Raw genomic sequence first — 12,449 nt, forward strand, 5'->3', positions numbered from 1 at the left:
ATTTACCGTATAGAGAAAAAAATACCCCGTATTTTCAGGGCATTTTTGTTTTGGGGAGCGGGAATATACAAGATTTCACCTCACAAACCACTACCCTCAGTTGAAGCGCTGAACTTCCATGAAGTTAACGGCTGTACCGCTGAACTTTGCCGTATCGGCAACGGCTGGACGGTTGGTGAAACCGGCGGAGTAGACCGTCGTCGGCGACGCACGTAACGAGCGGGAGACGAAGCGCGGTGCCTTGACCGGCTTCGACAATGTCGCCATGCGGCTGGTCGAAAGCGCCCATTCCGCAATGATCTTCTGCGTCAGCTTCGGCTCCGTCCGCACGGAGGTGCGATGCGCGGCGTCGGCCTGAACCTTTTTCGGACGGGCAGCCTTGGTCGGCACCTCGGCAGGCACATCGAAAGCACTGCCGAACGGGTCACGCGGGGCGGACGACGGAGCCGGCGCGTAGGACGCAAGCTCGACCGGCGGGTTGGCCGGTCGAACCGGCGCCGCAGCGATGCGGGTCGGATCATGGGCCGGAGCGGCCGGCGGCGTCTGCGCCGTGGCCACGGCTTCCGGCCGTGCAGCGGGAATGGTGGCGACGGTCGGGGCCGCAAGGGCAACCTTGGCTCCGGCTTCCGCCGCGGTATCGACCGGGGCCTGTGCGGTCGCGATCACAGCCGGCGCCGTCGTCGTCGGTGCCGGCAGCGGCTGTGCAGCCATGCCGGCCGTTGCGCCGGAAACGTCGGCCTGGGCGACAGCCATCAGGGCAGCTTCACCAGCCGGACGAAGGGCCGGTACGGGCACGAAGCCAAGAGCCTCGGAGTCCTCGGTCATCGCATTCGGGTCGGCACTGGCAAGCAATGCCTCACTACCCTGCGGATCGGTCTGGCGCGCCATCGGCACGGGAACCTTGTAGCTCCGCAGATCGGCAAATTCCTCCGCTGTGGTCGCCAGGCCTGTCGCCGTCGAATCGGGAAGCGCTGCGGCAAGAGCATCCTGCGCGGCATTCCGGGTCGGCGCCACGAGCGCGGTCTGGACGGCTGTGTCGGCTTCCTGGAAAGCGGGGCGAACGAGCGGAACCGGCGCCTTGACGGTCTGTTCGGCCACCACCGGGCCTTCGTCCGCACCCTCTACACCGGCAAGAACCGGCTGCTGAACCGGGGCGGTCGCGGGCTTGGTGGTACGGGGCGCCCGGGCAGGCGCTTCGGCATCGTCGCTCTCAGACCCGCTGGGAGCACCGCTTGCGATCGCCGTTGCATCCTCGTCCTCATCGCCGCCGCCAAACAGCATGGCAAAGAGGTTCTTGCCGCCGCGTTTGGTATCGCGATCGCCGGCACCCTTTGTCCCGCCGCCGGCCACTTCGATAGCACTGGACCCGACACGGCGCTTGTAGTCCGCCACCGCCTGCTCATAGCCGGGAAGCGGCGAGCCGTCGGAGGGAAGGTGCATGGTCTTGCCGTCCGGGAACAGGCGAACCAGTTCGCCGCGGCTCATGCGCGGCCAGGCACGCACGCCGCCGACATCCATATGGACGAAGGGCGAACCGGATGTGGGATAGTAGCCGACGCCGCCGACCTGGAATTTCATGCCGATTTCGCGCAGCGTCTTCAGCTTCACGTCGGGCAGGTAGAAGTCCATCGCCTTGCCGAGCATGTGCTGGCTCTTCTTGGCAACACCCTTAGTGCGCGAGCGCAGCATGCCGTTGGTGGCCGGGGAGCGGTAGGCGGAGACGACGTGGATATAATCGCGCGATCCACTCTTCTGGTAGACTTCCCAGATCAGATCGAGAAGACGCGGATCCATCTTCGTCGGCTCGTTGCGGCGCCAGTCGCGCAGCATGTTGTTGACCTGCTGCAGACCCTTGGGGTCGTAGCGGCCATTGCGTTTGAAGGTGATTTCGGCCTTTTCGCGGGTATGAATGAAAAAGATCTTGAGCGTCCGGGTCTGTCCGGCGGCCTCGACGGCGGGCACCACGCCAGGCGTCACCATGGATGCGGCAATGACCAGCGATCCGAGAAGACGCGGCATGCGGCCGGCCCAACGGCGGCAAAGGTCGCGCACTTTGGCGCCGAAAGGCGTTATCATTCCCGACAAATCCTGCAAACCTTCTTCCCCGTCGACGGACACGCCGCTCCCTGTGGCTATCCAGTTGACTGTCAAATACGGTGACAGCATGGCATTTATGCCACAGTCGTCCCCTATCCTTATAATATAGTGAACGGACCACTAACAAGGTCTAAACGACACTGCATGTTTTCGACGAAAGCGTAAGGCAAGCTTGTCCCAACAGGACGTGAATCATGCGGCTTCCGAGAACGGATCGTCCGGATCGATCCCGTAATCCTTGAGCTTGCGGTAGAGCGTCGAGCGCCCGATACCGAGCTTTCGCGCCACCTGGCTCATCTGCCCGCGATAGAATTTCAGCGCAAACCGGATCAGCTCCTCCTCAACCTCGGCCAACTTTCGCACATTGCCACCGGCATCGACGCTCGGAATGGCCGAATCGGTCACCGTTTCCACCGACCGCATCGCTCTCCGTTCGGATGGCGAGAGAGGCGGTTCGCTCTGTGCCGGGCGGGCATGCGACAGTCCGGCAAAGGACAACGGTTCGTCGGTCGAACCCTCGCTCCGCAACGGCTCGGACGAGAGATGCGGGATCACGCCATGCGCCAGTCTGTCCGGCAGCGTGACGGCCAACTGCGGAAAATCCGTGACGTCGAGTTCGGAACGGTCCGCCATGACGACGGCGCGGTAGATGGCGCTTTCCAGTTCGCGGATATTGCCCGGCCAATCGTAAGCCGTCAGGAGCGCCATGGCGCCATGGCTGACCGTGCGTGTCTTAGCCAGTCGCTGCTCGCTGGAGAAGATCTCCACGAAGTTGCGCACCAGCAACGGAATGTCCTCCTTGCGGCGGCGCAGCGCGGGAATGGCGATGGGGAAGACGTTCAGGCGGTAATAGAGGTCCTCCCGGAACCGGCCTTCGCGGACTTCGGTGATCAGGTCCTTGTTGGTGGCCGAGATCAGCCGCACATCTACCTTCTGCGGCAGGCGCGCGCCGACCGTCTCGATCTCGCCCTGCTGCACGGCGCGCAGTAGCTTGACCTGCACGGCCAGCGGCAGATCGCCGATTTCGTCCAGAAACAGCGTGCCGCCATCCGCTTCCACGAACTTGCCGGCATGCTTTTCGGTCGCACCGGTAAAAGCACCCTTCTCATGACCAAAGAGGATGCTTTCCACAAGATTGGCGGGGATCGCACCGCAATTGACGGTGATGAAGGACTTGCCCGACCGGTCGCTGCCAGACTGGATGGCACGCGCCACCATTTCCTTGCCGACGCCCGATTCACCTTCGAGCACCACCGGTATACTCGACTGGGCGGCGCGCTTGGCCAGATCGAGTACGCGGATCATCGCTTCGCTGGCGGACACCACATCCTCGAAACGCACGACATCGCCACGGCTGCGCCGGCTGGTCGAGCCGCGCACCGGACGACCGGATTGCTTCAACGCATTGCCGATGGCGACAGCCAGGCGCTCCGGCGAGACCGGCTTCACCACGAAATCGAAGGCACCGGCCTGCATGGCGAGCACCACCGTCTCGATGCCGCCCTGCCCGGTCTGCACGATGGCGGGCGTGGTGATATTGCGTTCGGCCAGCGCCGCGAGTACCGCATGGCCATCCATTTCCGGCATCATCAGGTCGAGAAGAATGACATCGATCCGCGCGCCGCGGCGCAGCAGCACATCGAGCCCCGCGCGACCGTTTTCCGCCACATGCGCGATATGGCCGAGCCGGTCGATCATGCCTGTCAGGATCCGCCGCTGGACCGGATCGTCCTCGATCACGAGAATCTGCGCTGCCATGGGACCTCCTGCCTCAACGTCATCGGCGCACAGTCCTGCACGCCACCTTCAGCGTCCATTCCTGGCACAAAGGATTGAACACGGTGTTTGGCGAAAGACTTGCATTTTAACCAACGGGGACGTTAGGTTCCGGCCCCGCGCCAAGCCCGGCCGAGTGCCTTGGCGCGCCGAAGCAAGCGAGTGACCGCAATGACCCTTTCTCCCCGGACGTCGTCTTTTCCCGAGCATGTCATGAGCCCCGCAGATGCCGCGACCGTCGACGCCGCAACGATGGACGCTGCATTGGGCGATCTGCCGCGCTGGAAGCTGGAGGATCTCTTTCCCGCACCGAATTCGCAGGCCTTCCGCGACGACATGGAAAAGGCCGGCGCCGAATGCCTGGCCTTCGAGGCAAAGTGGAAGGGCCGCCTGGCGGACGCGGCCGCGAAGACCGGTGACGAGGGCCTGGGGAAGGCCGTGCAGGAATTCGAAGCGCTGGAAGACCTCATGGGCCGCATCGGCTCCTATGCAGGCCTCACATATTACACCGACACCTCCGACCCCGAAATCGGCAAGTTCTTTGGCGACGTCCAGGCCAAGCTTACGGACGATGCGAGCCATCTCCTGTTCTTCGCCCTGGAAATGAACCGGATCGACGATGCGGTGCTCGATGCGGCGCTCGCGGCCGACGCGCTGGCCGCGCATTACCGGCCCTGGATCGTCGACCTCAGGATGGACAAGCCCTACCAGCTGGACGACCGGCTGGAGCAGCTGTTCCTTGAGAAATCGATGACCGGTGCCGGTGCCTTCAACCGCCTGTTCGACGAGACCATGGCCGCGCTGACCTTCACCGTCGATGGCGCGGTGCTGCCGCTGGAGCGCACACTGAGCCTTTTGCAGGAGCCGGATGCGGAAACGCGCCGCAAAGCCGCGCAGGCGCTGGCCGCGACGTTCAAGGCGAACATCCGCACCTTCGCGCTCATCACCAACACGCTGGCCAAAGATAAAGAGATCTCCGACCGCTGGCGCGGCTTCACCGACATCGCCGACAGCCGGCACCTCGCCAACCGCGTGGAGCGTGCGGTGGTGGACGCGCTGGCGCAGGCCGTGCGCGCGGCCTATCCGCGCCTGTCGCACCGCTACTATGCCATGAAGGCGAAGTGGCTGGGCATGGAGCGGATGAACTTCTGGGACCGCAACGCGCCCCTGCCGGAAACGCCCAACCACCTGATCCCCTGGAACGAGGCGCGCGAGACGGTGCTTTCGGCTTACGGCGCCTTCGATCCGGAAATGGCCGCCATCGCCCGCCGTTTCTTCGACGGCGGCTGGATCGACGCAGCCGTGCGCCCGGGCAAGGCACCGGGCGCCTTCGCGCATCCGACCGTGCCCTCAGCCCACCCCTATGTGCTCGTGAACTACATGGGCAAGCCGCGCGACGTGATGACGCTTGCCCACGAACTCGGCCATGGGGTGCATCAGGTTCTGGCTGGCGGACAGGGCGCGCTGATGGCCTCGACCCCGCTGACGCTCGCAGAAACCGCTTCCGTCTTCGGCGAAATGCTGACCTTCCGCGCCCTGCTGGAGCGTACGACGGACAAGCGCGAGCGCAAGGCGATGCTCGCCCAGAAGGTGGAGGACATGATCAACACGGTCGTGCGCCAGATCGCCTTCTACGACTTCGAGCGCAAGCTGCACACGGCGCGGAAAGACGGCGAACTGACGCCCGAGGCCATCGGCCAGCTCTGGCTGTCAGTGCAGGCGGAAAGTCTCGGCCCGGCCATCGGGATTTCGGAGGGCTACGAGACCTACTGGGCCTATATCCCCCACTTCATCCATTCGCCATTCTACGTCTATGCCTATGCCTTCGGCGATTGCCTGGTGAACTCGCTTTATGCGGTCTACGAGAAGGCCGAAGGTGGGTTCCAGCAGAAGTATTTCGAGATGCTGAAGGCCGGCGGCAGCAAGCATCATAGCGAACTTCTCGCCCCCTTCGGCCTCGACGCCACAGACCCCGCCTTCTGGGAAAAGGGCCTTTCGATGATCGAAGGCCTGATTGACGAGCTGGAAGCACTGGACGCGGCGTGACCCGCGTGAGCGCTGGATTGAAATGACACTCTTCGCCCACCTCCGCCCCTCACCCTAATCCTCTTCCCGCTTGCGGAGAGAGGGGACGTGGCCCACGCATTTTCGAGCGCATAGCGAGCGCGTGCCACATCGTCCTTCTCCCCGCATGCGGCGGAAGGTGGCGGCAGCCGGATTAGGGTCATGCCACAACCCGGAAACCCCGATGCCCACCGACCCGTTCATCCTCTTCAGCGACGACACGACCGGCACGGTGACGCTCTTTGCCGAGCCGCTGGAGATCATCACCGCACGCACGCGCGCCGAGGTCTTCACCGCCTTCGCCCGCATGGAAGCGGTAAAGGCGGCCGGCCACTGGCTGGCGGGGTTCATGGCCTATGAAGCGGGCTATCTTTTCGAGGACCGGCTCGCGCCGCTGGCGCCCGAGAACCGGGAAACGCCGCTCCTCTGCTTCGGCGTCTTCGAGCGTCCGGCGGACGCCGCCCATCCACTTGCGGTGCCGCGCCGCCGGCGCGACAACACGCCGTTTCTCACGTCGCCCCGCGCCGCCTGGGATCTCGCCGCCTATCGCGATCGCTTCGACCGGCTGCACCGGCATTTGCGGCAGGGCGACTGTTATCAGGCAAACCTCACCATGCCGATCACGGCGCGCTGGAACGGCGATCCGCTCGATGCCTTCTGGTCGCTGATCGAGCACCAGCCGGTGCGATACGGCGCGCTTGTCAGCCTTGACGGCCCGATCCTTCTCTCCCGCTCGCCGGAACTGTTCTTCAAGATCGCCGACGGGATGGTCGAGACGCATCCGATGAAGGGAACCGCCCCGCGCGGCGCGTCTCCTGCCGAAGACGAGGCGATCGTCGCCGCCATGCTGGCCGACGGCAAGACCCAGGCGGAAAACCGCATGATCGTCGATCTCCTGCGCAACGACATCTCGCGCATCACGGAGATCGGCACGCTCGATGTGCCCCGCCTGTTCGACATCGAGACCTACCCGACCGTCCACCAGATGGTGAGCCATGTGAAGGCAAGGCTCACCCCCGGCCTCTCCATCGCCGACATCTTCCGGGCGATCTTTCCCTGCGGCTCGGTGACGGGCGCGCCGAAAATCCGGGCGATGGAGATCCTGAGCGAGTTGGAAACCGGCCCGCGCGATGCCTATTGCGGCGCCATCGGCCATATCGCGCCGAACGGCGACATGCGTTTCAGCGTGGCCATCCGCACCCTGTCGCTGTTCGACACCGGCGAAGCGATCTTCCATGTCGGCGGCGGCATCGTCTATGACTCCACCGCCGAGGCCGAATATGCCGAATGCCTGCTGAAGGCCCGCTTTGCGCTGGGCGACGAGGCCCCCGCACTGGGGAATACGCCGTGAGCGACTTCACCCTGATCGAGACGCTGCGATACGAACCGGCTGGGAGCAGCGATATAGGCCTCGACATGGGCTTTGCGCGCCTGCGCCTGCACATGGCCCGCCTCTCCCGCTCCGCCCGGCGCCTCGGTTTCACCCTGCCGAACGACGTGACCTCCCGGCTCGAACACGCCGTTGCGCACGCGACCAGCCCCTCCCGCGTCCGTCTGGAACTGGCGCGCGACGGCCACCTCGATATCGCCGTCGTGCCCTTCACCGCCCAGCCGCCGGGGACCGTCTGGCGCGTCCGCATCGCCGAAACCCGGCTTGCCTCGACCGATTCGCTTCTGCGCTACAAGACGAGCCGGCGGGAAGCCTATGACGCGGCGCGTGGCGAGTGGCCGCCCGGTGAGGCCGACGAGGTGCTGTTGCTCAACGAGCGCGGCGAACCCTGCGAGGGAACCATCACCTCGCTGTTTCTGGACGATGGCACAGGCATTCTCAAAACCCCGCCGATCGCCTGCGGCCTGCTGGCCGGCGTGTTGCGCACCGAGCTGATCTGCGCCCGCCGCGCTCGTGTCGAGCGCCTGACGCTCGATGCCGTGCGCGCGGGCTCGCTGTTCATGGGCAATGCGTTGCGCGGCCTCATTCCCGCCCGGCTGGTCGAGTCCGAACCCTTCCGCACCACGAGAGTTGTCATTTAAGGGAACACCGAAAGAAGCCGGCCCTTTATTGTGACATCGATTTATGATCTAGGGGCGCGCATATTGCCCAGAGTCGACCGAACCCGGATCGGCTTGCCTAAAAAAGAAACGTTCAGGAGAAGACCCTATGGCGGAAGCCTCTCATCCGGTTTACGGCGAAATCACCGGCCCGATCGTCATGATCGGCTTCGGTTCCATCGGTCGCGGCACCCTGCCGCTGATCGAGCGGCATTTCACCTACGACAAGAGCCGGATGGTCGTCATCGACCCGCGTGACGACGCAGCTGACCTGAAGATCCTCAAGAAGCACGGCGTCAAGCACATCAAGGCGGCCGTCACGAAGGACAACTACAAGGAGCTGCTGAAGCCGCTTCTGACGGCTGGCGGCGGCCAGGGCTTCTGCGTCAACCTGTCGGTCGATACCGGCTCGGTCGATCTCGTGAAGCTCTGCCGCAAGCTCGACGTGCTCTACATCGACACGGTCGTCGAGCCCTGGCTCGGCTTCTATTTCGACAAGAGCATGAAGAACTCCGAGCGCACCAACTACGCGCTGCGCGAAACCATGCGCCACGAAAAGAAGAAGAACCCGGGCGGCACCACGGCCGTTTCCACCTGCGGCGCAAACCCGGGCATGGTCTCCTGGTTCGTCAAGCAGGCGCTGGTGAACCTTGCCAACGACCTCGACATCAAGTTCGACGAGCCGGACCAGCACGACCGCGAAGGCTGGGCGAAGCTGATGAAGAAGGTCGGCGTCAAGGGCGTCCACATTGCCGAGCGCGACACGCAGCGTGCGAAGAACCCGAAGCCGCTCAACGTCTTCTGGAACACATGGTCTGTCGAAGGCTTCATCTCGGAAGGTCTGCAGCCGGCCGAACTTGGCTGGGGCACCCATGAAAACTGGATGCCGAAGAACGCCAAGAAGCACAAGAAGGGTTGCCAGGCCGCCATCTATCTGGAGCAGCCCGGCGCCAACACCCGCGTGCGCACGTGGTGCCCGACCCCCGGCCCGCAATACGGCTTCCTTGTGACGCATAACGAGTCAATCTCTATCGCCGACTACTTCACGGTTCGCGACAAGGACGACGAAGTTACCTTCCGCCCAACCTGCCACTATGCCTACCATCCCGCCAACGACGCCGTGCTGTCGCTGCACGAAATGTTCGGCAATGGCGGCACGCCGCAGCCGGTTCTCCACGTTCTCGACGAGAACGAACTGGTGGACGGTGTCGACGAACTCGGCGTCCTGCTCTACGGCCACGACAAGAACGCCTACTGGTACGGTTCGCGCCTGTCGCTGGAAGAAACCCGCCGCATCGCGCCTTATCAGAACGCGACCGGCCTGCAGGTAACCTCGGCCGTTCTCGCCGGCATGGTCTGGGCGCTGGAAAACCCGAAGGCCGGCATCGTGGAAGCCGACGAGATCGACTACAAGCGCTGCCTCGAAGTGCAGACGCCCTATCTCGGCCCCGTCGAAGGACACTACACCGACTGGACCCCGCTCGACGGCCGCCCGGGCCTCTTCCCGGAAGAGATCGACGAGAGCGATGCCTGGCAGTTCAAGAACATCCTGGTTCGCTAGGCCGCGACCAATCGAGACCGGACAAAACCCGGAGCGTCATCGCTCCGGGTTTTTTTCTGCGCAGGTCGAGCTTAACTGTCTCCCGAAAGCCGCGCTTACAGGCCTGCGTCATCCACCGCGGCAACGGCGATGCCCGCGCCGCTTGCAAACAAGAGTCGATCACGTCATGGTTTTTCGACGTTCCGATCGTTCCGAGCACCACGGAGACCCTGCAATGAATCCCAAAGCCATCATGACCGCCCTTGCTGTCGCCGCGTCACTCGCTTCGTGCCAGTCCGCTCCGCGCGAGGTCAGCCAGATGCCGAGAAGCCAGGCCATGCCAGTGGGCGTCGAAGGAACCTGGGCCGATCCGAACGGCATCGTCTCGACCTTCGCAAGCGGCACCTTCTCCACCCGCACGACCGATACGAACCAGATTCTCGCCTCCGGCAGCTATGTCAGCATCACGCCGAAGCTCGTCGAGATCAACATGACCTCGATGGTTCGCAAGACCCAGCAGAAGGTCAACTGCGCCATGGTCACCAATTCTCAGCTCAACTGCACGACCGACACCGGCGCTCAATTCTCGCTGTCGCGCCGCGTGTAAAACCCGACGACCCGGCGGCAAAAATCGCCGGGCACTGCTCTTTCTCCTTGAAGTCGGGACGGCGGGATGAAACGATCCCGTTGTCCGGTGCCGGAATCCCGGCAGCGGGCATGCGTTCGACAAAGAGGAGATCGTGATGATCCGCACCCTGCAGACCGGCCTGATGGCTGCGTCCCTGCTGGCCCTGTCCACAGGTGCCGCTTTTGCCGATTACGAACTGAACATCCTTCATATCAACGACTTCCATTCCCGCATCGAGGCGATCAACAAGTCCGATGCGACCTGCTCCGCAGAAGAGGAAGCCAAGAACGCCTGCTTCGGCGGCGCCGCCCGCCTGCTGACCGCCATCAACACCACGCGCGGCGCGCTGGACGGTGCCGGCAAGAACACGCTGTTGCTGAATGCCGGCGACAATTTCCAGGGCTCCCTGTTCTACACGACCTACAAGGGCGCGACGGAAGCCGAGGTCCTGAACGCCATGAAGTTCGACGCCATGACCGTCGGCAATCATGAATTTGACGACAGCGACGACGTGCTCGCGACCTTCCTCGACAAGGTGCAGTTCCCCGTCGTCACCGCCAATGTCGTGCCGAGCGCTGCCGCCAAGATCGGCGACCGCATCAAGCCCTCCATCGTGATCGAAAAGGGCGGGCAGAAGATCGGCATCGTCGGCGCCGTCACGAATGATACGCCCGATATCGCCAATCCCGGCCCGAACATCACCATCACCGACGATGTCGCCAAGATCACCGAGGCCGTGGCCGCGCTGAAGGCGCAAGGCGTCAACAAGATCATCGCGCTCACCCATGTCGGGTATCCGCGCGACCTTTCGGCCATCGCCAAGATTCCCGATGTCGACGTCGTTGTCGGCGGGCATTCCCACACGCTGCTGTCGAACACGGTCGAGGGTGCCGAAGGGCCTTACCCGACCTGGGTCGACAACCCCGATGGCCACAAGGTGCCGGTCGTGCAGGCCTTCCAGTACTCGCGCTATCTCGGCGACCTGAAGATCGTCTTCGACGATGCGGGCGTGGTGAAGGAAGCGACCGGCGAGCCGATCCTGATCGACAGCAAATTCCAGCCCGACGCCGCGCTCACAGCGCGCATCAACGAACTGAAGGCGCCGATCGAGGCGCTGAAGCAGAAGGTGGTCGGCGAGACCTCCGGACCCATCGAGGGCGACCGGAAGGTTTGCCGCGCCAGGGAATGTAGCATGGGCAACCTGCTGGCCGACGCCCAGCTCGACCGCGTGAAGGATCAGGGCATCACCATCTCGCTGCAAAATGGCGGCGGGCTGCGCGCGCCGATCGATGCCGGTCCGGTGACCATGGGCGAAGTGTTGACCGTGCTCCCGTTCCAGAACACCATCGCCACCTTCCAGCTGACCGGCGCCGATCTCGTGACCGCGCTTGAAAATGCCGTGAGCCAGATCGACGATGGCGGCGGCCGCTTCCTGCAGGTCGCCGGCCTGAAATATGCGTTCGACCGATCGAAGCCCGTCGGCAGCCGCATCAGCGCCGTTGAAGTGAAGGAGGGCGATGCTTTCACGGCGATCGATCCGGCCAAGACCTATGGCGTGGTCACCAACAACTACGTGCGCGGCGGCGGCGACGGCTTCAAGATCTTCGCGACCAACGCCAAGAACGCCTACGACTTCGGCCCCAATCTGGAAGAGGCGGTGGCCGCCTATCTCGGCGCGCACAACCCCTACAAGCCCTACACCGACGGCCGCATCACCGACCTGACGCCGGCAAGCTACGTGCCTCCGGCAAAACAGGCGCCCGCCGCCCCGCCCGCGGCAACGACGACGGCACAGGCACCGGCACAGGCACCGGCAAACCCGCCCGCTGCATCGACACCGGCAGCACCCGCAACGCCTCCGGCTGCCACATCGCCCGAGCCTGCTCCGACAACACCAGCACCAACGCCCGCAGCGCCCGCTACGCCTGAACCTGCGACGCCCGCTGCGCCAGTCGAGCCCGCGCCGGCAGCACCGGCTCCTGCAACACCGGCTCCTGCAACGCCTGCACCAGAGCCAGCATCCGCGGAGCCGGCAACAACTGCACCGCCGGCACCCGCACCGGCAGCCACGGCACCGGCCGAAACACGCCATGTCGTCGTCAAGGGCGATACGCTGTGGGACATCGCCAAATCCGTCTACGGCGATGGCGAAAAGTGGAAGACGATCGCCGGAGCGAACGGCAATCCGGTTCCCGAGCGGCTGCATGTCGGCACGGAACTGACCCTGCCGCCGCGCTGACGGGTTTCTTCGCGGTCTTTTCCTGACGCGCGCGGTCATAGGGGTAGGCCCGCGTG

8 protein-coding genes are annotated in these 12,449 nt (G+C 64.2%); 6 read left to right on the top strand and 2 right to left on the bottom strand.

What is annotated here, in order from left to right:
- Positions 1–96: 96 nt before the first annotated feature.
- Together GA0004734_RS00760 and GA0004734_RS00765 are read right to left on the bottom strand one after the other, a co-directional pair.
- Entirely contained in the window at positions 97–2,094 is a 1,998-nt protein-coding gene (locus GA0004734_RS00760) for a DUF882 domain-containing protein (protein WP_092935710.1), read from the bottom strand.
- A 195-nt stretch (positions 2,095–2,289) separates the two neighbouring features.
- Positions 2,290–3,855, bottom strand: a complete 1,566-nt coding sequence (locus tag GA0004734_RS00765; RefSeq protein ID WP_092930359.1) for a sigma-54-dependent transcriptional regulator — start codon at positions 3,853–3,855, stop codon at positions 2,290–2,292.
- A gap of 231 nt (positions 3,856–4,086) precedes the next feature.
- On the opposite strand from GA0004734_RS00765, the gene GA0004734_RS00770 reads away from it, so the two are divergent.
- The 6 genes from GA0004734_RS00770 to GA0004734_RS00795 all read left to right on the top strand — a co-directional run bounded on the left by GA0004734_RS00770 (position 4,087) and on the right by GA0004734_RS00795 (position 12,393).
- Positions 4,087–5,919 carry a M3 family oligoendopeptidase gene (locus GA0004734_RS00770; protein ID WP_245292304.1) on the top strand — a complete coding sequence of 611 codons (1,833 nt, stop codon included), beginning with the start codon at positions 4,087–4,089 and terminating at the stop codon, positions 5,917–5,919.
- A gap of 202 nt (positions 5,920–6,121) precedes the next feature.
- On the top strand, positions 6,122–7,288 hold the full coding sequence (locus GA0004734_RS00775) for an aminodeoxychorismate synthase component I (protein WP_092930362.1): 1,167 nt from the start codon (positions 6,122–6,124) through the stop codon (positions 7,286–7,288).
- Positions 7,285–7,968, top strand: coding sequence for an aminotransferase class IV family protein (locus tag GA0004734_RS00780; protein ID WP_175386157.1), 684 nt, complete (start codon positions 7,285–7,287; stop codon positions 7,966–7,968). The genes GA0004734_RS00775 and GA0004734_RS00780 overlap by 4 nt, the downstream gene beginning before the upstream one ends.
- Positions 7,969–8,095: 127 nt before the next feature.
- Positions 8,096–9,547 (top strand): homospermidine synthase, encoded by a 1,452-nt coding sequence (locus GA0004734_RS00785; protein ID WP_092930364.1) that lies wholly within the window; start codon positions 8,096–8,098, stop codon positions 9,545–9,547.
- Between the two features lie 214 nt (positions 9,548–9,761).
- Positions 9,762–10,133: an outer membrane lipoprotein Omp10 gene (omp10, locus tag GA0004734_RS00790; RefSeq protein ID WP_092930366.1), complete on the top strand. Its 372-nt coding sequence runs from the start codon at positions 9,762–9,764 to the stop codon at positions 10,131–10,133.
- A 136-nt stretch (positions 10,134–10,269) separates the two neighbouring features.
- On the top strand, positions 10,270–12,393 hold the full coding sequence (locus GA0004734_RS00795; RefSeq protein WP_092930368.1) for a bifunctional metallophosphatase/5'-nucleotidase: 2,124 nt from the start codon (positions 10,270–10,272) through the stop codon (positions 12,391–12,393).
- Positions 12,394–12,449 lie beyond the last annotated feature (56 nt).

Origin of the sequence: Rhizobium sp. 9140 (genome assembly GCF_900067135.1) — a bacterium.
Taxonomy (GTDB): Bacteria; Pseudomonadota; Alphaproteobacteria; order Rhizobiales; family Rhizobiaceae; genus Ferranicluibacter.